The organism is Arcobacter sp. AHV-9/2010, from assembly GCF_004116575.1.
Classification (GTDB): domain Bacteria; phylum Campylobacterota; class Campylobacteria; order Campylobacterales; family Arcobacteraceae; genus Aliarcobacter; species Aliarcobacter skirrowii.
In genome coordinates, this window is sequence record NZ_PDKH01000009.1 from 1 (window position 1) to 23735 (window position 23735).

The 23735-nt window shown below is 24.6% G+C and carries 30 protein-coding genes; 20 read left to right on the forward strand and 10 right to left on the reverse strand.

Annotated elements, in window-relative coordinates; genetic code table 11:
- The first annotated feature begins 388 nt into the window (after positions 1-388).
- The 8 genes from CRU94_RS09300 to CRU94_RS09325 all read left to right on the forward strand — a co-directional run bounded on the left by CRU94_RS09300 (position 389) and on the right by CRU94_RS09325 (position 4731).
- Entirely contained in the window at positions 389-1165 is a 777-nt protein-coding gene (locus CRU94_RS09300) for a SprT-like domain-containing protein (protein ID WP_129106503.1), read from the forward strand.
- Between the two features lie 114 nt (positions 1166-1279).
- A complete protein-coding gene (locus CRU94_RS09630) occupies positions 1280-1423 on the forward strand; it encodes a hypothetical protein (protein ID WP_164966585.1) in 144 nt (47 codons plus the stop codon).
- A gap of 15 nt (positions 1424-1438) precedes the next feature.
- On the forward strand, positions 1439-1714 hold the full coding sequence (locus CRU94_RS09305; RefSeq protein ID WP_129106504.1) for a hypothetical protein: 276 nt from the start codon (positions 1439-1441) through the stop codon (positions 1712-1714).
- Between the two features lie 13 nt (positions 1715-1727).
- A complete protein-coding gene (locus CRU94_RS09635) occupies positions 1728-1895 on the forward strand; it encodes a hypothetical protein (protein ID WP_164966586.1) in 168 nt (55 codons plus the stop codon).
- Positions 1896-1905: 10 nt separating this feature from the next.
- Positions 1906-2559: a hypothetical protein gene (locus tag CRU94_RS09310; protein WP_129106505.1), complete on the forward strand. Its 654-nt coding sequence runs from the start codon at positions 1906-1908 to the stop codon at positions 2557-2559.
- A 155-nt stretch (positions 2560-2714) separates the two neighbouring features.
- On the forward strand, positions 2715-2975 hold the full coding sequence (locus CRU94_RS09315) for a hypothetical protein (RefSeq protein ID WP_129106506.1): 261 nt from the start codon (positions 2715-2717) through the stop codon (positions 2973-2975).
- A 76-nt stretch (positions 2976-3051) separates the two neighbouring features.
- Positions 3052-3588, forward strand: coding sequence for a hypothetical protein (locus tag CRU94_RS09320; RefSeq protein WP_129106507.1), 537 nt, complete (start codon positions 3052-3054; stop codon positions 3586-3588).
- A gap of 189 nt (positions 3589-3777) precedes the next feature.
- The gene (locus CRU94_RS09325) at positions 3778-4731 is read left to right on the forward strand and encodes a hypothetical protein (protein WP_129106508.1); all 954 of its coding nucleotides are present in this window, start codon (positions 3778-3780) and stop codon (positions 4729-4731) included.
- Positions 4732-5010: 279 nt separating this feature from the next.
- Here CRU94_RS09325 and CRU94_RS09330 read toward each other — a convergent pair whose 3' ends face one another.
- The 10 genes from CRU94_RS09330 to CRU94_RS09375 all read right to left on the reverse strand — a co-directional run bounded on the left by CRU94_RS09330 (position 5011) and on the right by CRU94_RS09375 (position 15996).
- Positions 5011-9357 carry a relaxase/mobilization nuclease domain-containing protein gene (locus CRU94_RS09330; protein WP_129106509.1) on the reverse strand — a complete coding sequence of 1449 codons (4347 nt, stop codon included), beginning with the start codon at positions 9355-9357 and terminating at the stop codon, positions 5011-5013.
- Between the two features lie 596 nt (positions 9358-9953).
- Positions 9954-10184, reverse strand: coding sequence for a hypothetical protein (locus CRU94_RS09335; protein ID WP_129106510.1), 231 nt, complete (start codon positions 10182-10184; stop codon positions 9954-9956).
- The gene (locus tag CRU94_RS09340; RefSeq protein ID WP_129106511.1) at positions 10169-10522 is read right to left on the reverse strand and encodes a hypothetical protein; all 354 of its coding nucleotides are present in this window, start codon (positions 10520-10522) and stop codon (positions 10169-10171) included. Before CRU94_RS09340 ends, CRU94_RS09335 begins: the two co-directional genes overlap by 16 nt.
- On the reverse strand, positions 10515-10721 hold the full coding sequence (locus CRU94_RS09345; RefSeq protein ID WP_129106512.1) for a hypothetical protein: 207 nt from the start codon (positions 10719-10721) through the stop codon (positions 10515-10517). The genes CRU94_RS09340 and CRU94_RS09345 overlap by 8 nt, the downstream gene beginning before the upstream one ends.
- 12 nt (positions 10722-10733) lie before the next feature.
- Positions 10734-11780 (reverse strand): hypothetical protein, encoded by a 1047-nt coding sequence (locus CRU94_RS09350; RefSeq protein WP_129106513.1) that lies wholly within the window; start codon positions 11778-11780, stop codon positions 10734-10736.
- Between the two features lie 49 nt (positions 11781-11829).
- Positions 11830-12879, reverse strand: a complete 1050-nt coding sequence (locus CRU94_RS09355; RefSeq protein WP_129106514.1) for a nucleoid-associated protein — start codon at positions 12877-12879, stop codon at positions 11830-11832.
- 47 nt (positions 12880-12926) lie between these two features.
- Entirely contained in the window at positions 12927-13610 is a 684-nt protein-coding gene (locus CRU94_RS09360) for a hypothetical protein (protein WP_129106515.1), read from the reverse strand.
- 58 nt (positions 13611-13668) lie between these two features.
- Complete coding sequence (locus CRU94_RS09365; protein WP_129106516.1) at positions 13669-14742, reverse strand: DUF4917 family protein; 1074 nt, start codon at positions 14740-14742, stop codon at positions 13669-13671.
- A 38-nt stretch (positions 14743-14780) separates the two neighbouring features.
- On the reverse strand, positions 14781-15572 hold the full coding sequence (locus CRU94_RS09370; RefSeq protein ID WP_129106517.1) for a hypothetical protein: 792 nt from the start codon (positions 15570-15572) through the stop codon (positions 14781-14783).
- Between the two features lie 28 nt (positions 15573-15600).
- A complete protein-coding gene (locus CRU94_RS09375; RefSeq protein ID WP_309109241.1) occupies positions 15601-15996 on the reverse strand; it encodes a helix-turn-helix domain-containing protein in 396 nt (131 codons plus the stop codon).
- A 161-nt stretch (positions 15997-16157) separates the two neighbouring features.
- On the opposite strand from CRU94_RS09375, the gene CRU94_RS09380 reads away from it, so the two are divergent.
- Genes CRU94_RS09380 through CRU94_RS09435 form a run of 12 tightly spaced genes read left to right on the forward strand, consistent with a single transcriptional unit; the run spans position 16158 to position 23733 of the window.
- Entirely contained in the window at positions 16158-16397 is a 240-nt protein-coding gene (locus CRU94_RS09380; RefSeq protein ID WP_129106519.1) for a hypothetical protein, read from the forward strand.
- Position 16398: 1 nt separating this feature from the next.
- Complete coding sequence (locus CRU94_RS09385) at positions 16399-16635, forward strand: hypothetical protein (RefSeq protein ID WP_129098751.1); 237 nt, start codon at positions 16399-16401, stop codon at positions 16633-16635.
- Positions 16632-16823, forward strand: a complete 192-nt coding sequence (locus CRU94_RS09390; protein WP_066247005.1) for a helix-turn-helix domain-containing protein — start codon at positions 16632-16634, stop codon at positions 16821-16823. Before CRU94_RS09385 ends, CRU94_RS09390 begins: the two co-directional genes overlap by 4 nt.
- A gap of 1 nt (position 16824) precedes the next feature.
- On the forward strand, positions 16825-17250 hold the full coding sequence (locus CRU94_RS09395; RefSeq protein ID WP_066351687.1) for a hypothetical protein: 426 nt from the start codon (positions 16825-16827) through the stop codon (positions 17248-17250).
- Positions 17250-18347 carry a hypothetical protein gene (locus CRU94_RS09400; RefSeq protein WP_129106520.1) on the forward strand — a complete coding sequence of 366 codons (1098 nt, stop codon included), beginning with the start codon at positions 17250-17252 and terminating at the stop codon, positions 18345-18347. The genes CRU94_RS09395 and CRU94_RS09400 overlap by 1 nt, the downstream gene beginning before the upstream one ends.
- A gap of 26 nt (positions 18348-18373) precedes the next feature.
- Positions 18374-18628, forward strand: a complete 255-nt coding sequence (locus CRU94_RS09405) for a helix-turn-helix domain-containing protein (protein WP_164966587.1) — start codon at positions 18374-18376, stop codon at positions 18626-18628.
- On the forward strand, positions 18625-18966 hold the full coding sequence (ssb, locus tag CRU94_RS09410; protein ID WP_164966588.1) for a single-stranded DNA-binding protein: 342 nt from the start codon (positions 18625-18627) through the stop codon (positions 18964-18966). The genes CRU94_RS09405 and ssb overlap by 4 nt, the downstream gene beginning before the upstream one ends.
- A complete protein-coding gene (locus tag CRU94_RS09415) occupies positions 18959-19234 on the forward strand; it encodes a TrbC/VirB2 family protein (protein WP_164966589.1) in 276 nt (91 codons plus the stop codon). Before ssb ends, CRU94_RS09415 begins: the two co-directional genes overlap by 8 nt.
- 1 nt (position 19235) lies before the next feature.
- Positions 19236-19508, forward strand: coding sequence for a hypothetical protein (locus CRU94_RS09420; RefSeq protein ID WP_129106522.1), 273 nt, complete (start codon positions 19236-19238; stop codon positions 19506-19508).
- Positions 19509-19527: 19 nt separating this feature from the next.
- Positions 19528-21819 carry a VirB4 family type IV secretion/conjugal transfer ATPase gene (locus tag CRU94_RS09425; RefSeq protein WP_164966590.1) on the forward strand — a complete coding sequence of 764 codons (2292 nt, stop codon included), beginning with the start codon at positions 19528-19530 and terminating at the stop codon, positions 21817-21819.
- Complete coding sequence (locus CRU94_RS09430) at positions 21816-22697, forward strand: hypothetical protein (RefSeq protein WP_129106524.1); 882 nt, start codon at positions 21816-21818, stop codon at positions 22695-22697. The genes CRU94_RS09425 and CRU94_RS09430 overlap by 4 nt, the downstream gene beginning before the upstream one ends.
- 1 nt (position 22698) lies before the next feature.
- On the forward strand, positions 22699-23733 hold the full coding sequence (locus CRU94_RS09435) for a type IV secretion system protein (RefSeq protein WP_129106525.1): 1035 nt from the start codon (positions 22699-22701) through the stop codon (positions 23731-23733).
- The last annotated feature ends 2 nt before the right edge of the window (positions 23734-23735 follow it).

The following is a 23735-nucleotide window of genomic DNA, read 5'->3' on the forward strand; positions in this document are numbered from 1 at the left end:
TTCTGAACGGTCCCAATTTTATAAACTCATCTAATCTATATCATTTTTAAAATCATTTAATTATTCCAGCAATAGCTTTTTTCATTATTGTAGATGTAACTATTTATATGAAACTTTGTAATTGTAACTCTGTATTTGTAGCAAAAAGATTTTTCAAGCTATCTTCATATAATACTTTTAACTGCTAAGTGGTATAAATTTTTTATACCTCCCCATATATTTTATTTATTTTACCCCGTATAAATTTTTTATACTACCTAGTATAATTTATTTATTTTGACTAGTATAAATTTTTTATACCACACAATATAAAATTTTTATACTTCTTTTTTTAATTTCTAAATTTTTCTAATATTTCGTTTATATAGTACGATATAAAAGGAGATGTATGCAAAAAAATAAATCTACAACTTTAGAATATTATGAGTATTTTCAAGAGATATATAATATTTTCAATAAAGAACTTTTTTCAAATGAACTTCCAAATTGTATTATTACTATTACTAGACAAAAAAGAGTAATGGAATATTTTAGTCCAAACAGATGGATAAACAATAAAGGTAAACAAAATCACGAGTTAGCATTAAATCCTTCATATTTTTCAAGCTCTAACTTCATAGAAATATTTCAAACAATAGTGCATGAAATGGTTCATCTTTGGCAATATGAATTTGGTACTCCTTCACAAAGAAGTTATCACAATAAAGAGTGGGCTGACAAAATGGAGAGCTTAGGATTAGTTCCTAGTTCAACTGGAGTTCCTGGTGGGAAAAAAACTGGTCAAAAGATGAATGATTATCCTCTAAAAAATGGAATATTTGAAAAAGTATGTATTGATATATTTAAACAAGGTCTATTTTTAAAATGGTTTGATAGATATTCAAATAAATCTACTTTTATAATAAATGATGAAGAGCTTGATGAAGAAGATATAAAAGAGATGATTGATACAAACAATGAAGAAGAGATATTAACATCTTTATATACAACTATTGGCGATATTGTAAAGGATACTTTACATATTGAAGAGGTTGTCCTGGAAGAGAGTAAAAATAAAAGTAAATATTGTTGCGAATGTGGTTGCAGCGTTTGGGGGAAAAAGGATTTGGATATTACTTGTAATTTGTGTGGAAGTGATTTTGAGTATATTGAAAATATTAATTAATATTTATTAATATTTTTAAGTATTAATTAATATTAAATAAAGTAATATTTTAACAAGTATTAATTAATATTAATAAATATTAGTTAATACTAAATAATATCTAAAGGAACAAATATGAAATTTGGGAAATATGTATTTGAGAGCTTTGAAGAGTTCCAAAACATTCAAAAATTGGCGTTGGAGAATGGAATTGGAACAGTAAAAGAATTTTTTGAATTCTTAAGAGCAAACTATAGCCAAAAATTGGTTAAAAATTAAAAAGGAGAAATATAAATGACAAAATTAACTATAAAAACAGTTGAAGAGCTAAAAGAGCTGCCTATTAGTGATGATTGGCATAAAATAGATAAAAGTGATAAATATTTTACAAGAAGAGAAACTAAAAATTGTTTTTCAATTTCTGATGGAGAATATTTTGTAGGTGAGCTTATTAGAAATAAACATAAATGTGTGCTTCAAGTAAGTCTTAATAATGTTGATTATGAAGCAAATTTTGAAACATTTGAAGAAGCTTTTGCTTTCTTAATTGAAAAAGCTAAAACTATATAAAAAGGATAAATAAATGGATTTTAAAAAATTTACATTTAGAGTTAGCTTTAAATTGCCATATTCACATATCATTTCAATAACTACAATTGAAGCAAATGAGATTGATGAAGCAAAAGCAAAATGTTTTAAGAAATTTTCAAATAGAACAATAAATAAAATTGAAGTTCTAAAAATAGATTAAGGAGTTTGAAATGAAACTAATTACATTAGCAAATTTAAGAAGTGGTGGTAAAAGTTCTATTGCAAGACTTTTAGCTGAAAAGTTAAATTCAACTATTTTGAATTTTGATAAAAAAAGAGATAGCGAAGCATATAATGCTATCTCAACTATTAATATTCCAGAAAATAAAACTATACAAAGAGAAGAAAATAGTTTAATTTTAAGAGATAGTAAAACAGAGCAAACAATTACTACAAAATCTGATTACTTGATTTGTGATTTAGGTGGATATTTTGATGAGAGATTACTTGATCTAAAAAGTGATTTTTATATCATTCCATCTTTTGATGATTATGAGAGTATTAGTGAGAGTATGAGAACAGCTCATCTAATAACTAAAAGTAATTTAAGAGCTAAAATAATTTTTGTTTTAAACGGTGCATTTATTACAGATAAAACAATAAGAGAAGAGAAGATAAAAGAGTTTAATGAGCATATTGAAGTAAACGGATTTATTAGATTTCCTCTTTTGTATCTTCCAAAAACTAATTTGATGAGAAAATTAGTTGATGAAGCTGCTAAACAAAAAGAGTTGAAAAACAAGTTTGAGCAAGAGATTAAATATATTAATATAGATAAGTTCCTGGAAGAACTGATTTGTAATTTTAGAAATGAGCAAATATGAAAAATGAATATATTGCTATATCTACTATAATATTTTTCAATTTTTGTATTAGTTGCTTTTTTGTATATCTATTTTTTAAAAAAAATATAGATTAAGTTAGTATTTAATAATATTATATAGTATAATTAAATATTAATTAATATAAAGGAGTTAAATTGGCAAAGAGAAATATTGAAGCAGTTAAAATAGATGATTTAAATATCTCTATTGAAACAAAAGAGCTAGAAGAATCTAGTTCTTCTAAAGGAAGACCGAAAAAGTTTACAAAGAAGTTAAATACTCCAGTTAATATTTATCTTTCGCAAGGTCAATTAGCTGCAATAGATGAAAAGATAAAAGAGATTGGTTTTTCTGTAAGGCAAGATTATTTTAGGAAATTATTAAGAGCTGATATTCCTAATTTTGATGAATTGTAAAAAGGTTTATTATGATTAATATGGAAAATGTAGAAGATATTAAAAATTTAATGATAAAGTATATAGGAGAAAATAAATGAAAAAACAAATACTTAGTGCAACTATTTTAGCATTAATTTTATTAGGTTGTAGCGATCCAAAAGCAGCTACTAAAGAAAATTTTGAACCAGTTATTAATAAGTACTTATCTGAAAATAAGGATAATTTTTCTTGTTCATATTTAGGAAATAATTTTCCTTTTGTAGATAATGGTGGATTAAGAAAAAGACATTTTCAAAAATATGTAGATTTAGGCTTAATTACAGAAGAAACTGAAGTAAAAATGCATAAAGGTGCTTTTATGGGTCAAGACATAAAAGTTGAAATCAATACATATGATTTAACAGAACTTGGAAAAGAGCATTATAAAAATGAACAATTTTGTTTCGGAGAACCTAAGCTAAAACAAATTGTTAGTTTTACTGAACCAGTTGATTTTGTGGGACAAAAAGTTACTGAAGTTGATTATGAATTAAAACTTGAAAACTTACCAAATTGGTATAAAATAGATACAACAAAAAATAAAAAAATTGTTTTAAAGCTTTCTGATGATGGTTGGGTAATTTTAAAATAGTCCAATTATTAAGTTAAATAAATATAATGATGAAGCTCAGATACTTCTTCGTAATAGTATTATTATAGAAGAATCTGAATATAGTATTAAAGCTAATGAACTTTTAAAATTTATTGCAAAATTGAGAGGTTTTTATATTAGATAGCCCTTATAAGTTAGTAAGTGAGTTATAATATTAGGAAGATTAGAATGAAATTATCAAAAATAAAATATGGAATAAAAATTTTAATTGATGAAAAAAAAATTAAAAATAATAAGTTAAAATATATTTCAGAACAACTTGATAACCTTGCAAAAAGTTTACAAATGTTAAAAGTTGATAAATATTACTATGCTTATTCAACGGACTTAGGTTATATTAAATTTATTAATGGGCTAGAAGAAAATAACTGGTTCGGTCTAAACTTTGAATATATTAAAATAGAAAATATATTAAAAATATCTTTACAAGAATTTTATAAAGATGAATATCGTAATGACTTGAGAGTTATTTTAGAAAATTGGATAAGTAATGGAGAAAAACCATTTATTATTAAAGAAAATAAAGAAATTCCAATAATTATTGAAGCTTATAATGAAGAATTTAATTCAGAAAAATCAAGAGTTATATTTTCTAATTTTTTAATAGATGATATTAAATTACCATTCAAAGAAGGAATAATTAAATTAATAAATGAAGATAATAACTTTATTGAAATTTATTTTCATGAAATCAATAACATATTAACTTTTTCAAGCAAAAGTTTTTTAAAAGATGTTTTGCTTAATATATCCTCTAAAGAAAGAATTGGTGATATATTAGTAAGACAAAATATTGGTATTGCATCTTATGAAACTATATTAAATTGTTTTTCAATTTTTCAATATATAATAAACTTTCGTAAAGATGAAGATAGAATAGAAGAGATTAAACAGTTAAATTTACTTAAAATTAAAAAAGAAATAAGAGGATTTAACTGTACTTTCATTGTTAGAGGACACTGGAGAAATTATAATGGTGAATTAATATGGATTAACCCTTTTTTTAAAGGAAAAGGTAAAATCAAATCAAAAATTCATAAAATACAAAAAGATTTAATCAATAAAGATACTCTAAAAGCTATGCAAGAAGCTAAAGAGTTTAAGGGTAATCAATCCTTTTAGAGTTACTTGCTTTACAAACTAATAGTCTTAATTTTCAACTGCCAAAGGAGGAATTAATTCAAAGTAACCCCAAAAGGGGCAAGGCTTAGTAAGCCTTGATTACTATTATGAAAAATAGTATAATTACAATGAAAATAATTCGAGACAAATATCTCACCTCTTTTCGAGAGGTAGAATTTTTGCCAGAGGTTGCAGCCTTTGGCAAAACCTCACAAAAAATTATATCCAAATCCACTTTATTTTAGAAAAACAAATTTTAAAACAAAATTTATTAAAACTCTATGTCAATTCTATTCCTTTAGATAGAACTTTATCAATCTTTTTAAGCTGCTCTTTTATCACAACAGAGCTTTTTGCTTTATCAAATATTCCAAGTTCTTTATTAATCACTTTTAAGCTTTTTTCTAATGTATATTTATAGTTTTCCAATGTAGTATTTAAACTTTTTTTATCTTCTTTTAATTCATTTTTTAAAAATACTTTTTTAAATTCTTCATAGTCAATATTAAAATTTTTTTGTTTTTTACACTCTTTTACATAGGCATCATCTAGTTTTTTTGGGTTATCATTAAAATTTTTTAAACCTTCATTTATAAATTTATTTTCAAATTCAACATCTTTGTTTTTTTGAATCAATAATGAATTATCAAGTATAACTTCTGCATCTTTTGATAGTTTTGCTATGTTTTCTATAAAATCTTTTTTTAGATTTTTTAATATTTTTTTATGATCAATTTTTTCAATAATAGATACTTTACTTTTATCAACTTCATCAAAAGATTTTTCAATAGCATTTGCTTGAGATAATAAACTTGTTAATCCAGCTTGAGCTTGTAGCATCTTACTACTTGTAGATTTAACTGTAAAATATCCTATCTCGCTATTTTCTAAAGCTTTTAAATGTTTTAAGTTATATAGATTTAAGTCATCTTCTTTTATAAGATTTAAATCTTTTTCTTTAAAAAAATCACTTTTTTCAACTGTAAAAGCTTTTATGTTTTTAATATTATTAGTTATATTAATCTCTTGTTCACTAGGTATTATAAGTTGAAAATCTTTTTTAAAAATATTATTCTTCTCAAAATCTACAAAATCAATTTTTACAGTTTTTTCACTTATTTGTACATCTTTAAAATTTAAAAATCTCTCTGGAATCATTCCATATTTTGCTAATCTTCCAGTTGTAATATTGCCTTTTTCAAATGATTTAGTTAATTCATTTTTTGCAAGTTCTGGAAATTTTTTTGATAATTCATTAAATTCTTTTAGCATCTCTATGTTGTTTTTTAAATCTATTTTTTTATTTGCAAAATCATCTTTTGATATATTTTTAAATTGAGTAGGTTTTATTCCTATTAGTTCTAGCTTTTCAAAGCTTATCTCTTGTTTGTTTATAGCTTCATCTAATATATCTTTTGAAAATTTTGGAAATGATTTTGTAAATTCTTCAAACTCTTTTTTAATCTCTTGAGAGCTAGAAAAATCAAATATTTTATATGAAATCTCTTTTGTATATTTTTCTATATTATTTGTATCTACTCCTAAAAACTTTGCATCATTTATCGATATATTTGGATTTGTTTTATTTATATTCCTTTTAATCTCTTCCAATCTATTTAATATTTTTTCATCTTGTGTTAATTTTTCTTTTTCATTTATTTTTTGTCTAAATTTTTCTGCATTTCTCTCAACTGTTATAGCTTTATTAAAATCAAATATTTCACCTGGTGCAATTTCAATATCTTTTTTATCTTCTACTTCAAAATCAATTTCAACTTTATCAAATGGATGTTCAAATTTAACTGTCTCTACATCTATTTTTTTTGTATTTGATATTGGTAACTCTTCACCAAATTCAGAAGATATAATATATTCTTTATCTCTAAGCTCAATTTCAAAATCAATTTTGTTTTTTATAATATCCATTTCATCAAAGTTTTGTGAATGTATATCTATAGCTTTTTCATAATATGATTTTAGAGCCAATCTATCAAACTCATCTAAAGAGTTTAATAATTTATTTGCACTTACAAATTGTCCCGTATCTAATAGATGTTTAATATTATTGAAGTTCTCTAATTTTTCTTTATTTTCATTAAATTCTATTTTAAATTGATCGCAAAGCTTCTCAAAATTATCAAGAGACTTAAAATATGATTCAAGTTCATGTTCATTTTCTGGCATCTCTTTTTGTAAAGCATACTCTGTTTTTAATTTATCTATATAAATATTTACAAACTCTTTTTGGTAATCTTTATTTTGAACTTCAATAATCAATTTAAGAGATTCTAAATCATAGCTTTCTCTATTCTCTCCTAATTTTTCCCAAAGAGAAATATTTACTTCTCTTGGTGAAATATTTAATATCTCTCCATAAGCTTTTACTGTAACAGAGCTATCAACTTTATATAAGTTTTGTAATTCATCAAAGCTATTTAGATCTTTATTCTCTATAGCTTTTTGTGAAGCTGTTGAATATTTATCAAAATATTTATCATCTTTAAAATCTTCAATATCTAAACTTTTTAAGTTTATTATCTCTTGTTTATAATCAATATCTATATTTTTAGATAATTTTTCTAAGTCTAACTTTTCTAAATCAATATTTTCAATTACAAATATAGATCCATCTTCTTTTTTTAACTCAAACTTTTCAAGTTTTGGAAGATTTGAAGTATCTATTCCTAAAAATTGTGCATCTTTTACACTTAAAGATGGAAAATCACTCTCCAATCTCTTTTTGATATTTAATAGCTTTTCTTGTTGTTTATAACAATGTGTGGCTGAAATATGATTATTTGTAAGCTCAATATCTAAAGATTGAATTAAATTATCAATACCTTTTGAAATAGCTAATGCTTTTTTTGATTTATTTAAATATTCATTAATACCATTTTTTTTAAATTCAATATCTTTTAAATTTAAATTGCTTAAATTTATATTTTCAACTGTAAAGTTTTTTTCTATCTCTTCTACTACAAACTCTTTTTTTGTAATTAAATCACTAGCTAAAATTTTTTCTTTATAATTTATTTGTTGTTCAAATTTATCAAGATTTGAAGTATCTATTCCTAAAAACTGTGCATCCTTAACGCTTAAAGATGGAAAATCTGAAATAAGTTTTTCTTGAATTTTAGTAATTCTTTTTTGTAAAAAATTGTATTGATTTTCTGTTAAATTCTCTTTTTGTTTATCTAATTGTTTTGTAATTTTTATTAAAGTTTTCGATATCTTATTTGCTTTTTGTCTAAGAATTATTTCATCTTTTAATTTACTATTATCTTGGTTTAAATTTATATTTTTTAAATCCAATGATTTTAAATCTACCATTTCTATTTCATAGCTTTTATCAACTTCTTCATAAATATCTTTAGAAGCTTTTATATCGCTAACTAATACTTTTTCTTTATGCGATATTTTTTTAGTAAATGTTATAAGATTTGAAGTATCTATTCCTAAAAACTGTGCATCTTTTACGCTCAAAGATGGAAAATCACTTTGTAGTTTTTCTTTAATTTTTATAAGTTTCTCTTCAATTTTTAAACCAGCTTCTTTTTTTACAGATTGATATGATTCTATATTTCTTTCTAAAAGTTCAACTAAAGTCAAATTTCTTTTTTGATACTGCTCTACTTTATCAAGAGTCTTATCTTTAAAATTTTGAATCATCTGTTTAAGTTGCTCTGCTTCTTGATTTTTTCTTGCTAAATCTAGAGCTTTCATAAGCTCTCTATGTTCAATATTTAATTTTGTTTTTTCAGATATAGATATTTTAGATTTTTTGATTTGTTCTTTTACTCTCATAAGCTCCATTTGCAAATAAGCAGAATATTGTCTTATATTTTTATCTTCAAACTTCCAATCTTTTTCTTGAAGTTTTGCTTGATACCACTCTATTTTTTCTTTTATTCCTTTGTAATTTTTAAATTTATCTCCAAAAAGTCTTTTTCTAATATCTTCAAGATGTTTATTTGGATCATCTTTTCTTAGTGTTACAACTTGCTCTAAACCATTTTTTTGCATCTCTATTGCAAATTGTTCTCTAAGATGTTCTAAATCGTTTGGATTCAATTCTAGTTTTCTATTTTTCCAAACTCCTTTTTTAATTTCCATCATTATAGGTCTATTTTTTATTACTACATGCACGTGAGGATGTTGCGTATCTATATGAGCTACAAATGTATAGCTAAAACCTTTATCAAATAATTCTCTTCTTAAATACTCTCTAGTTACATTTTCTAATATTTCTTTATTTTTTTCATTTGGTTCAATGTCAGCTGATAACATCATATGAGTGCTATCTCTATTTTTTCTTTTTGAATCTTCATTTATCTCATCAAAATCTTCTGCCCATTCATTTACAAGTCCAGCGATAGCATCTTTGCCTTTTATTTTAAAACCATTTTCATCTTCTAGTTCTAATTCATCTTCTTTTCCAGCTCTTGCAATATATTCTAAAGTATTTTTTGTTTCTTTTGCACCTTCTCTATATCCAATTACTTTAACAACAGATTGTGGTTTGTTTGAGATTAATGCTTTTACATAATTGTAATTGTTATATCTTAGAGTAGGTAGATCTTTTTCTTCTTTTGCTCTCCACCTGTGCTTATCAATTTCTTCAATCATTTTTAGAATCTTTATAAAGTAAAATAGCTTGACAAATTAATATCAAGCTATTTTAAAGAAGCCTTGCCAAGCTATCTAAGTTTATACGATTTGAATAAGAATGTAAATAAAAAGAAAAGCCCTAAAGAAGGCTTAAAAAGTGTCTTTATTGTCTTTATTTGTAGTTGTTTTATTTATTTGTAGTTTTTGTCTTTATTTAGCTTAAATGTTTTAATATGCAGGAGTAAAAGACCTACCAAATCTTTTACTCCATATATTTTGAACTCCGTTTGTCTTATTAGGCTTTAGTTGATGAACTCTTCCAAAGAATGTATAGTTTATAAACTCTATACACAATTCCTAAAAGCAACGATAGGACAGTTAAAAATGAAATTATTTCTAACATTTATTACTCCAAGTGATAAGATCCTCCAACCCCTCACACTTAAAAAAGCCAACCATAAAAAAAGCCGAAACAAACTAATGTCTCGGCTTTATATCACTTGAAGTTATTGTCAGTTGGTAGCTAACAATATTCATATTCGTCCTATCGAATTTGAACAAGTTTCGTTCACAAAATAATTGTACACTAATTCAAACTAGATGTCAATATTTATTTACTTATATTCTTTATATAAATTTGCTTTTTCTTCTAAAGTTTCCATATAAGGTACAAGTAAAAGTTTTATATTTTTTGCCTGAGATACAATTTCTTTAAATTTTTTAATTCTTCTTTCTCTATCATTTAAATACATAACTTCCATTGGAGAAAAAACCATATTGACACCAATTCCTGTATACCAATAAGTAGTTGAGAGAATAGACATTATATCTAAAGGAACATCCATAATTTTTTTTGATCAATACAAATTTCTGAAGTTTGTTCAGGAGACAAACAATAAGCGATATAATCAACTTTGTGAAATTCTAAAAATTTATCATCAAGCTCTGTGTTAATAGCACCTATATCATATCTAGCTTCTAATATATTGTCTTTAACTTTAACTGCTGTAGAGTCTCTTGAAATATCATCTTCTATAATATTATATGAAGCAATTCTTGCTGCTTCACTTTTTCCATAACCCATAATCATCCAAATCTTATTATTAATGCGAAATAAATCAGCATAATATATAGAATCAGCATATTCACTTTTTTTAAATTTTTTTACAAAAGCTTCATTCATTAATTTCCTTTAGTTTATCTTCCAATAAATCAGCTTTAATTTTGTGATAGTAATATTCTTGTCGTTTTGGTGATAGTTTTTGTATATCATCTATAAGTTCATCTTTAAATGATATATTTCCTTTATCCCCTACTTCGTTTTCAAACATTGAACCTTTTTCACTTAAGATAAAAATTTCATACATAATTTCTCTAATCAAATTAATTTATTTTTAATATTTGAAAACTATATAAACCATAAAAAGTACAATAAGCGACCAAGAAAAGAATATAGTCCAAAACATATTATTTTTAACTTTTTTTATAATATCTTTTATATTATTAATTCTTGAAGATATATCATTTATATATAATGAATTTAAATTATTTTCATAGAAGCTTTCCCAGTATTCTACATTCTTTTCAATAGTATGAATTAGTTTTTTTTGAGTACCACTATACATAGTTAATAAAGAAGTAAATAGTGTCAAACCTAATAGAATCATAATAGCTATAAAAAATGAGGTATCCGATTTTATTTGAGCAACACCAATTACAAAAGCTATTGGTAAAATGATTTGTTTTGTATGGATATCTCCAACCATAGATGATAATTTTTCATTAATTTCTTGAATTCTTTTTTCATAATCATATTTAATTTTTTCTGTATTTAGTTCTTCTATATATGCTCTAACTATTATTTCATATTGTTGTATTAATCGTTCAAATTTATTTATTACATCTACAAATGTTATTTCATCTTCTGAAAATGTATCTTCTATAGCTTTTTTTAAAAAAGTTATTCTTATTTCTTTATCTAATTCACTTTTTGTATTAAATTTTGAATAAGATATTTTCATAAGGCTTAGAATCTTGTTATCTATATTTTTGATTGAATCCAAATCTAGAAAGTTTTTTATAGATAACTTTTTCTTTTGAATTATTTCATAAGTTATCGTATGATTTTCAGTATCTCTTTTATCAATAGCAATTTTATTTATAAGAAGATCTAAATACTTAATCTTTTTATATGATTTTATTAATTTATTTTTTTCTTCAATTAAAAAAGATTTAGTTTCTAAAAAAAATACTTCTTTTTTTTCTAATTCTAATTTATAATAATTTGGATAAGTTTTTATGAATTCTTCATGATTAAGAAAAAAGACTATATCATTATCCGTAAAAAAACTTTCTGGTATATATACATTCTTTTTTTTTATTGTAAGATCTTGAATTTTATAATTAGAAAATTCTGAAGTATTAGTTACTCCAGATATCAATAACTGAATACCTAATACTGTTTCTTCTAAATTATAAGTATAGTCTTTACTAAGAATCTTTTTGGCTATTAATTTCAGTTTTAATTCCTTCTACTATATCTTTATCTGTAATAGTAACTATATTTTTTTTATTATCCAATGATATTATAGCACCAATAGACTTTTTAGAAAATTTAAGTAAAAAATCTTTTTGTTTATTTTCATATCTAATTATTCCATAGCTATTTAAAATAGTAGTATCCATTGTTTCTAATTCTGGGTTTAATTGGAAATTATTGTTTTCATCATAAATATATGTTATAAATTTATCAGGATTAGTTGGTTCAATAATATTTGCAATTGTATTTGCTGATACAAATTTTTGTTCTTTTTTCAATAGTTTTACTGTTTGAATTAAGTCTTGCATAATCAGTTGGATATCTTTTATTTCGTTACCATTTTCATCTTTAAGATATGTATTAATAGCTTCTATCCATTTTTTAGTTTGCTCTCTAAGGTCTCTTTTTATATCTTTATCTGCACCAATAAATTTAATAAAATAATCTGGAATTTCTCTAATACCTTTTAAAAAAGTTATATAATTATCTTCTTCTTTTGTGTATTTTGAGATATTAATAACACTTGCCATTGCCATTTTATCTATATTTAAAGATAAAAACTGACTTAATTCAAGATCATTACTTATTGAATATTCTATTTTATTATTTAATAAAGCAACAAATAAATATTTATAATTATTTGTTGACTCATAGTCCATAATTATTAAATACCCTCCTGATGACATTCTTTCACTATCCATCTCTTCTTTTAAATTATCAGCAATTACTCTACTAAACTTAAGAAAATCATATTCTTTGTTTAATGATTTATTCAAATTATCTTGAAATAATGGCTGAGATTCTGATTCTTTGAATTTTGTATAAAATCTTGATTTTTTATCAAAATAAGTCATTGCAAGTTTTTCAGAAAAACCTTCTACTGTAGTATTTGTTACATCAAATAATTGATCTGATAGTTCTACTTTTGCTCTTGGTGAAGGATTTTGTTTTGATGCTTGTTCTTTATCAATGATATGTACTACCACATTTTTTATTTTCATTTTATTTCCTTGTGTTTAATTTTTACTTATCTAATTCTTCAATTAAATCAGTAATATTTACTGATAATGTCAAAGCTATTACTAGAATTAATTACTCTTTTTTTTAAATTCAATTCATTGATTAATCTCATACACATAAATAAGGTCAATAAATTAATTATTAAAAGAATTGGTTGAGCCCACCAAAAAATATATTTTTCATCATTTGAATTGAATTTATCATCACTATAAGTATTCTTTAATAATGTATTTATATGAATTTTATCATATACTTTTATGTACTCTTCCATATGTTTTTTATAATTATTGTATTTATCATTTATATTTTGATTATTTCCATCTTTTTTTAATTGTAAATTATAATTTAAATCTGTTTTTATATAATCCATTTCAATATTATAAATATAACCATACATACTAAATAAAATAGAATGCAATACTATAATACTTGGAGCATACATTCTCCAAATATTTATTAATAATTTTCTATTTTCTTCATTTTTTGTAAAAGTGTATATTGTTAGTGAAACAATTGTAAAAAGAATAATAAGAATAACAGATAAAAATAGAATACTTTGAAATGGAATAAAAAAAGCAATTGCCATGAATATAATTATAATAAAATACATCGATGTTTTAATGGTATTTCTTATCTCTTTTGTGTCAATTTTTTTGAGATTATATTTTTTTCTATTGTTTTGTATAATCTTTTTTTCATTTAAGTTTTCCATATTTTCTCCTTCTTTATTAATATTTATTATATTTACACTTTATATTCTATATTTAAAATCATCTCCATACTTTTACTGTTTTATAATCATAATATTGTAAAGTTATTTTTTTAGTAGCTAAATATTCCTCAAAAACTAGTAAGTCACTTTTCTTATCCAAAGAACTTATTCCTATAAAAATATTTTTAACTCCACTTTCTACTATTGCTTCAATAATATGGGTATCATTACTTTTTAACATTGTTCCAAAGATTATAATAGAATTTTCTTTTTTAAATTTACGATCTTTATTTTTTAAAGTTCTTAAAGTTTTAAACGAATTATTTAGATACGAATTATGAATAATCTTTGCTTTTTTATTATTTGCTGTACCTTCTGAAATAAAAATTGGATATATTGACTTATTAAGATTATCTAAAGTTTGTTGTCTTAATGTTTTTTCAGTCCTAGAATATGTATTTTTTATTATTTCAGACTCTTTATCAAATATATGTAACGCTCCATGCAAATAATGAATTGTTTGATAAAAATTTGAATCATTATTTTTATAAACAACATACTCATCATCACTTCCATATTCCGAATTTCCAAATCCATCACTAACTTTTAATCTACAATCTTTATCGCCTATAAATTTATTTTGTTTTTCTAAGTCATTAAATTTCATTAGTACCCAAAATAAAAGTAAATCATAATTTAATGTAAAAATCCTATCAAATTTTTTTATAAAATCTATACAGTTAAAATATTCTGCATCGGGTATTTTCGTTGCATTTTCTGGATGATTATTTGTTACTACATCTACAAGGTGTTTTTTTAGAGAACTTGCATCAAGTTTTAATTTATTTATCATATCTTTAGATTCTGGATTATATATAGCAAGAACATCTGATGATGATTCTAAAAGTCTAATAGCATTCTCAAAATCACTTGTTCCAAGAGATTTAAATATATTATGAAGTTCTGAATCTTTTTCTATAATTTTATCTTTTACAGCACTTTGAAGTAAGTTTGTAAATGAAAATCTATTTATATCAAAAGCCATACTAAATCCATTTCCTAATAATAAATTTCTTGTATGTTCTTTTGTACGCTCTAATACTTCTTCAAAAGTTAGTAATTCTGTCATCATTACAATTCTCACATATCCTTTATTAATTAATTTAATTTTTATTCTATTTCAACATCAATAGTATCATCACTATCACTAGATGGTTTATCTATATCTTTCCATTCTTCAATTTTATTTTCAATAAGGTTTGTTATTTTATGTTCCAAGATATTATTTGCTTTTTTCTTACCATATTGAATTATCCAAAAAAAAGTTGTTCCTAAAATCTTTTTTGAAGCTTTTATATAAGGTTGAAATTTATCATTTTCTTTAATATCTTCATCAATTACTTTCAATTTGCATAAATTCTTTTTTATTGCATTATTAAAAGATTCTAAACCACTTATTTTATACATTGCTATTGCTTCATCAAAATCTTCAAATAATGATAAAAAGAAATCTTTATCTTCAATGATTAAATCAGAACCTTTTAAATTTTCAATCTCTTTCTCTAACATATTTTTAAAATTATCTAAATCAACTAAAGGTACTTCATCTTCATCATTTAATTCATTTGACTTGTAAATAGTTATAACAATTTCAAAAAAACTATTTATATCTGGAATACGATTTATTAAAGGTAATGATTTGATTTCATTATTTAGAGTAGTAATCTCTAATAATTGTTTTAAAGTTAGTAAAACTGTAATAAATTGTTTATTTTTTTCTAAATTTATTTTTTTAATATCATTTTCTAATAAATGGATTTCTCTATATAAATTATTTAAATATTTGTATATATACATTAAATCTGTTGTATTAAAGTATATTGTCCAGAATTTAACCAATTTAATTTCTTTATTTTTTTCTAACTCTAAAAATAAATTATAAAATCTTTCTGCTCGTTTCATCTTTAATTTCTCCCCTAATAAATTAATCTTATTTGTCTAACTCTTCCTCTATTAAATCAGCTTTTATTTTATGGTAATAATATTCTTGTCTTTTTGGTGAGAGTTTTTGTATATCATTTATAAGTTCATCTTTAAATAATATATTTCCTTTATCCCCTACTTCACTTTCAAACATTGAACCATTTCCTGTTAATAACCATTGAAAAGAAACATTATATTGTTTATTTAATTTTTCTATAAATGTATGAGGAATAACTTTTACTTGTCCTTGTTCATAAGTTTGATATGTTCTAAAAGATATATCTATAGCCTTTGCAAACTCATCTTGTCTTGAAAAACCAAGTTTTTCTCTCAATTCTTTAATTCTTTGAAAAATCAATATACTGTTCCTTATTAAACAATTTAATGTTTTATTACTTGACAATAAACAATATTATGTGCTATACTTCACAATATATTGTTTAAACTTACATTTATTTACATTTTAATCTTTAAGGATACCAAAATATCTATAAAAAAAGCATATTTTGGATTCTTTCTTATTTGTAAGTTTACTTAATTTTATAAATAATTAGGAAGACTATTATGAATACAAAAAAAACACTAAATAGCCAAAAAAAGTATCTTTTAGAGAGATTCAAAAGAAATCGAAAAGATTTTTTAAACCTTGAAAAAGATATTTACAAAGAGTTTCACAACTTATCACTAAACGAAGTTTTGGAACTAAAATCACAACTTAGCAGATTGAGCTTTCAAGTTAAATATTGTGCAAAAAAACTTGAACAACATTTCAAAATATTTATAGACTTAGAAAAAAGAGCTTGAAATGGCTGTAGAGATAAAAATTCAACTGAATGATTTTGATTATATTGTGATTAGTGATTGCTTCACAAATGGAATTGACTTTAAAATGTATAGCAAATCTGAAGATGGAACTATAAGAAAATTTACAGATGGTATTTCTGATAGCATGAAAATATCACAAAACAATCTCAACAGCTTTATTGTAGCTCTACAAAAAATCCAACACCTTACAAATCTTGATAAAGGACTCAAATTATGAATGAAAAATTATTAACTAAAGAAGAGTTAGCGGTAAGACTAAATATCTCTGCTTATGATGTAGATAAATTAAGAAAAGACAAACAAATGCCTTTTACAAAAATAGGAAGAGCATATAGATATGACTTAGAAAAAGTCCTAAATTTTATAAAAACATTATCTTCAACTAATGAAGGAAAAGAGAAATAAAATGAAACTTTTTGAGAAATATACTGTAAATGGTGATTTTACAAACTATAGTTTAGAAAGTATGCTAAAAGATTTAAATGTTGAGCAAAGCTTAATTAATCAAATCATTATTAGATACTCAACAAGCAACCTAACTAAAGAGTTTATAGAACAACTAAAAAAGCTAAAAGAAGATGAAAATCCAATCAACTTAATTTTACAGTTTTTTCTTATGGCTGATAAGATGAAACCAATCACTTGCGATAAAAAAACTCTCTCAAAACTTACAGGACTGACTGAGAGAATGATAGATGAGAAAAGAAGAGCTAGACAAATTCCTTTTATACAACTATCTGGTGGTTCTGAAACTGGAAGAAAAATTATAGTTTATGATCCAGAAGAAGTATCAAACTATTTATTTAGAGAAAAAGTAAGAGTTATTGCATAATGAGTTTAAAAATTATAAAGCCAAAAACAAGACCAGTTCAAATTGAGCCTTGGTTTCATCGTTATTTAACAAATAATGAAATTAAAGTTGTTTCGGCTATTTTAACTTATGCAGATATGAGAGATAGAAGCAAAAACTCTTTTCCATCAAATCGAACAATTGCATTTTATTGTGGTTATGATTTGATTGAAAAGGGCAAAACACTTGAAAAATACAAAGCTTTAGAAACAGAAGAAGAGAAAAAGAGATTTAAAGAAAAAATACTCAAATATGGAATAAATACAGTTAAAGCTACAAAAAGAGCTTTAATAGAAAAAGGTATTTTAAGAACTGTTACAACTGGAAAAGCTGGAAAACAAACTACTGATCATATTTTAGATTTAGAATGGAAAAAAGAGCAATACCTTAAAGAGCATGATGAGTTCTTTAATGAAAAAGAGCTTGTAACTGAAGAAGAGCAAAATGATTTAGCATTAAATCAACTAGAAGAGCTTGTAAGACTTCAAAAAGAAGGAAATATAAGTAAAGAGAGTCTTGCAAAAAGATTACAACAGCTTTCAAGCATGGTAAATGCAGAAAATATAAATGAAGAGATACCAGGTGAAGATGTTGAAAAAGTTGCAAATCATATTATGAATAGCGACAAAGTTCAATCTCAAATTTTCTCTGGAAAAATAGCAAATAAAGAAAGCTATCAAAAATCAATTATAAATCTTATGAAAAAAGGTGAATTTGTAGGTGCTAAAGAGCATTATGAAACTCTTAAAAATAAAGAAAAAGAAGAGATAGAAGCTCAACTTGAGTTTAGTATTGAAGAGCAAGAAAAAACAATTCCACACAAAAAACAGATACTTACATTTAGAGAGCTTGAGAAAAAAGATGATCTATTCTTTAGCTCATACATTTCAGAACATGGACAAATCTATAATTTCTTAGTTACAGATAAACAAATCAAATATTACTTACCAATCAAACAATATACAAAAGCCTCTAAAGAGTGGCTAGAAAACTATCAAGATAGAGCTTTAGCATTTATGGAAAAACATAAAATCAAAGATAAAGGAGAAGTTATGAATGTACCAGTCTCCACCTCATAAAAAATAAACAAAATAAGGAGGAAGTATTGCCAATACAAGAAGATATAAATTATTACATAGAAGAAATTAACAGACTAGGCTTTGAAGATAAATTAAATCTTAGTGTTACAGAAACTTCTAAAATTTTAGGAATAAGCAGAAGTCATTTACATATGCTTATAACAAAAAATATAGGTTTAGCCTATATTGAATTAGGAAATAAAATTTTATTTCCCAAAAAGTCAATTGCAGAGTTTCAAGTAAATAAAAGCATTAAATCAAATATAAGGAGAAAAAATTGAACAAAATTATTTTAATAGGAAATCTTACAAGAGATTTAGAGTTGAAATACTCAAAAGATGGTTTGGCAATTGCCAATAGTTCATTAGCTATAAATGAATTTAGAGGAACTGAAAAAGAAAAGACTATTTTTATAGATATTTCATTTTTTGGAAAAACAGCAGAAAATGCAAACAGATACTTACATAAAGGTAGCCGTATTGCAATTGTTGGAAAATTGGATTTTCAATCTTGGGTTGCTCAAGATGGTACTAATAAAAACAAACATTCAATTATTGTTGAAGATGTTACATATTTAGACAAAAAAGAGTCTATAGATGAAGGAGAAAACAATGAATAAATATTTTCTTATTTTTGCATTTTTATTTATATTTATAGCACCTGATTTATATGCAAATAGTGCATTATTTAGTTCGGTTAACTCAAAAGCAACTGAACTTCAAAATGGATTAAATACACTTGGAATTGTAATTATTACTATAGTTGTAATGATAGCTTCTATTGGTGCTATTATGGGAACATTTAGCAAATTTACTGCACTAAAAATTATTGCTGGTGGAATAGTTTTTGGAGCAGCTCCAGCTTTAGCAAATTGGCTATTGGCTTAAAATGAAACATGTACTTTATCCAACAGTGGTAAAGCCACAAAGTATTGGTGGAATTCCTAGAATTGCCTTATTAGTTGTAATTATAGGAGTTACTCCACTACTTCCCTTGATGGGGATTTTATTTAATCCTCTTTTTGGAATTTTAATAACTATTTTGTTTTTAGGAATTTTTTGGATTGTGATGAAGATTATCTCTATTCAAGATCCAGATTATATATTAATACTAATTTCAAAATTAAAACATTTGAAAGAGAGTCAAAAATATGTTGCTTAAATGGTGGAAACCCTTACCAATGGAACAAAAAATTGAGGATATGTTACAAATTGTTGGTGTATTACCAAACGGTGATAAAGACACTCTTATATTAAAAAGTGGTCATTTGGCTGTTGTTTATGAGATTTTAGGAAAAGATTATACAGGTCTTGATGATAATCAAATTATTCAACTACATAGTATTAGAAATGAAGCTTTTAAACATCTTCCTAGCAATGTAATTGCAACAATTCATAGTAAAAGAATTAGAGAAACAATTGAAGATAGCTATGCTTTTAGTGATGTAAAAGTTGCTAAAGAGATAAATGAAAAATGGAATAAAAAATTTCAACATTCATTTAAAAATAGACATTTTCTTGTGCTTACAACTACAAACTCAAGCATGATAAATGAACTTGCTCTTTTACATAGTAACAAAGAAGATAAAGGCTTTAGAGCAAAATCTATACTAGAAGAGACTAGTAGAGATATAAAAAATAGATTAAGAGAATATAGGGCTATTAGATTACAAGGTAATTCTTTAATATCATTCATATCAAGTTACTTAAATGGAAAAGAAGTGCATCAAAAATATTCTGATATTTTTGGAAATTTACTTGGTGGTTGTGATTTAGTTTTTGATAGAGAAAAAAATTATCACTCTTTTGATGGGAATAAACAGATATTCTCAGCTTGGATTGGAATAAAATCTTATGAAGATAACACAACTCAAAAAATGATTGATGAACTCATGAAATTTCAATTTGAATTTTCATTATATTGTCAGTTTCAAAACTTAACAAGTGAAAAAGCTCTTTTTATTTTAGATGATAAACATAGAACTGCACAAAGCTGGTTAAGATATAGTGAAGATAATGAAATTGAATTTAATGAAATTATTCAAAGAATTCAAAATAAAGAAGTATCTTTAGCTTTTACTGGTTTTGCAATACAAGTTAAAGCTAAAAGTTTAATAGAACTAGAAGCGAATATTGAAGAGATATCAACTCTTGTTGACTTTTATGGTTTTAGAACAATAAGAGAAAAAACAAATATAGAGCCTCTATTTTGGAGTTTGACTGCTGGATTAGAGCATTTGATGGTTAGAAAAAGATATTTAACAAGTGAAAATATTTCAGATTTGGCAAATTTTTCTACAGTTGGAGAAGGACTGGAGAGATGCTCTTGGGGTAACAATTATGTTACTCAATTTCTTACAAGTTCAAATACAATCTACAGATTTTGTTTTCATAATTCAGAAAATGATAAAGCCTTAGGTCATACACTTATTTTTGGAGCATCAAATAGTGGTAAAACTACTTTGATTAATTTCTTAATGTCTCAAGCTTTAAGATTTGAAAAATTAAGAATAATCTCTTTTGATAGACTTCAAGGTCAAAAAATCTTCACTCTTACTCATGGTGGAAATTATACAACTTTTTCAGATGATAATGAATTTTTAAATCCTTTCTCTCTTCCAGGTACAAGAGAGAATAAAACATTTTTAAGTAGTTTAATCTCTGATATGGCTGAACTAGAAGAGAACAATCACAATATAGATACTGCAATAGATTTAATCTACTCTAGACTTACTAAAGAGAGTGAAAGGAATTTAGACTCTGGAATAACTGCTTTTGCTCCAATGAGTGATAAAGAAGTTGCTTTGGATAAATTATTACTTCCATTTACAAAAAAAGGAAAATGGGGAAATTATCTAAATGCAAAAAAAGATAGTTTGGACTTTGAAGCAAGTAGAATTACTGCTTTTGATATGGATACTTTAATCTCTGAACCAAAGCTATTAGGAATAATTCTAAACTATATTTTCTATAGAATAAAACTACTAGCTCTACCAAAAGATGGGGAGGAACCAAAACCTCATCTTATATTTGCAGATGAGTTACCTAACCTACTAGAGAGCGATATCTTTGCAAAAAGAGTAAAAGAAACTGTATTAGAGCATAGAAAACTTGATGGAGTTTTCATTGGAGCTTCTCAAACACCACAAGCCCTTACAAATCATAGTATTGGAAAATCTATTTTAGGAAGTTTTGCAAACTTTATATTTTATCCAGACCCTTTAGCTGATAGAGATACATTATCAAAAGATTTTCAACTTAATGATAATGAAATTAATTGGATTAAAAACTCTGGAGAAACAAGAAAAATACTTTTTAAAAGAAATGGTGGAGAGAGTGTTATTTTAAATGTTGATTTAATTACTTTAGAGGAACATCTTAAATGCTTTAACTCTTCTAATACTGAAAAAATTAGATTAGAAAATTTAATCAGAAGTAATCCAAATAATTGGATAAAGGAGTTTTTAAAATGAGAGCAAAAAAATTTACTACTATTATAGCTATAAGTTTTTATCTTAATTCAAATCTTTTTGGTGCAGCACAAGTTGTAACAGATCCTATCTCTTATACACACTACATCGAACAAATGAAAGAATTTCAAAAACAAGTTGAGCTTATGACAAAACAAGTTGAAACTTTGGGTGGAATTAAAACAGCTACTGATGATGTAAAAAAACAGATATACACAGTTAAAGAGCAATTTACAGATGCTTTTATGGGACTTATGAAGGCTGGTCAAAAACTTGGTGAAGCTGGTGGTAAAGTTGGTGAAACTTTTAAGCAAATTGGTTCATATAAAAAAGACTCTATTACTACAGATTCTAGTGATGGAGGTTTCTTTTATGAAGATATGGCAAAAATGATAGATGGATTTTTTGAAACAACAGGAACAATGGATGTTGCTAAATTTTTTCATCTAAATGATGAACAACTTAGAAAAAGTTTAAAAAACGACACTCAACAAATGGCTCACTACAAAATAGTAGCTGGATATGAATTTTTAGAGGAGAGTTTATCTCATACAAATAAAGTAGTAAATGACATTATGAAAACTGTTTTTAATGATAGTGAACCATCTATGATAGAGATGCAAAAAGTTACAAATATGCTTCTATATAACATGATTATAATGCAACAACAGTCCATAGCTCTTCAAAATGATTTAGCTTTTGCTATGTCATTAGAAAAATATCATGGAGTTAATCATAAAGACTTTCAAAAAAGAATTAATGCTTTAAATGATGAAGATGAAACAAGAAAAGAAAAATATCTAGAAGATCAAAAAACTAAAATTGATAATGTCAATAAAATTTCAAATGAATATGACATAAACTATATGTTTGGGTATTAAGATGTTTGTAGATTTTTATGAAAAAATGATGACTACTTTTAATGCTTTTATGGATGATAAATATCAAGCTTTTATAGAAGCATTTAAACCTTTAGCAATAATTATTTTAACAATTTACATTATGATTGTTGGATGGATAATATTGTCAGGGAAAAGTGAAAAAGGAAAAGAGCTATTTATTACAGTTCTTCTTTCAACTTTCATAACTGGCATTGTTTTTAGTTATGGTATTTATAAGAGTTGGATAATGGATACTATCTTGCTTCAAAGTTTTAAAATTCAAGGATTTTTTTTAACTATGGATGGAAGTTTACCATCTCAAGTTTTTACTGGAGTAGATAAAACATTTGAATTGTTTTATGGGCAAATAGGAAAATTATGGGAAGGAACTTCAATATTTAGTTCAGATGGTACTCTAACAATGTTTGTATTAATTGTTTTAAGTGTTATTTTTGGTGCTTTATATTTGGTATTTGCAGTTCTTGTAATTTTTTCTACATTTGCAATTTTTGTATTTTTTGTTATTGGTGGAATTCCTTTATTTTTAGCAATAATTCCAAAAACAAGATTTATCTTTTATGCTTGGTTAAGAGCTATTTTAAACTATGCTTTAATTCCTATATTTGCGTCTATTGTTATGGCAATAAGTATTAAATTTCTAAATGCAGCAATCGAAGATCTAATAAACTTAGATATTAGAAAAAATGGAGTTTTAAATTTAGCTGTTGCGAATGCAATGTTTATAGGCATTTTATCTATATTTTTTCACTTAAAAGCTCCCGAATTTGCTGCTGCATTAACTGGTGGACAACCTTCTGGTGTAGGTGGCTTCTTTACAACATCATTTGCAGTTGCAGGTACTTCATTTGCTATAATGAAATCTGCTCCAAAATATGGGAAAATGGCTGGTAAAGGAGCTTGGGGAGCTTCTAAACTTGGTGTTGCTGGAATAGCTTATTCAAATGCAGTACTAGAAAGAGATTTAATGAAAAATATTCAAGCAAAAAATGCTCTTTATAAATCAAGAGGAGTTTAAAT